At 52.2% G+C, this 571-nt stretch carries 1 rRNA gene; it reads left to right on the top strand.

Annotated features, from left to right (window positions below):
* Window positions 1-11 precede the first annotated feature (11 nt).
* A 16S ribosomal RNA gene (locus tag C2M17_RS07955) occupies window positions 12-571 on the top strand; the annotation flags it as partial.

Genomic DNA, 571 nt, shown 5'->3' with positions numbered 1-571 from the left:
CAAAAAACTTTTAATTGAAGAGTTTGATCATGGCTCATATTGAACGCTGGCGGCAGGCCTAACACATGCAAGTCGAGCGGTAACATGTCTAGCTTGCTAGAAGATGACGAGCGGCGGGACGGGTGAGTAATGCTTGGGAACATGCCTTGAGGTGGGGGACAACCGTTGGAAACGACGGCTAATACCGCATAATGTCTACGGACCAAAGGGGGCTTCGGCTCTCGCCTTTAGATTGGCCCAAGTGGGATTAGCTAGTTGGTGAGGTAATGGCTCACCAAGGCAACGATCCCTAGCTGGTTTGAGAGGATGATCAGCCACACTGGAACTGAGACACGGTCCAGACTCCTACGGGAGGCAGCAGTGGGGAATATTGCACAATGGGCGCAAGCCTGATGCAGCCATGCCGCGTGTGTGAAGAAGGCCTTCGGGTTGTAAAGCACTTTCAGTAAGGAGGAAAGGTTAGTAGTTAATACCTGCTAGCTGTGACGTTACTTACAGAAGAAGCACCGGCTAACTCCGTGCCAGCAGCCGCGGTAATACGGAGGGTGCGAGCGTTAATCGGAATTACTGG

This window comes from Pseudoalteromonas sp. T1lg10 (assembly GCF_002964545.1).
GTDB lineage: Bacteria > Pseudomonadota > Gammaproteobacteria > Enterobacterales > Alteromonadaceae > Pseudoalteromonas.
Note: the sequence above shows the minus strand (reverse complement) of the source record. Positions and strands in the feature narration are given on the sequence as shown.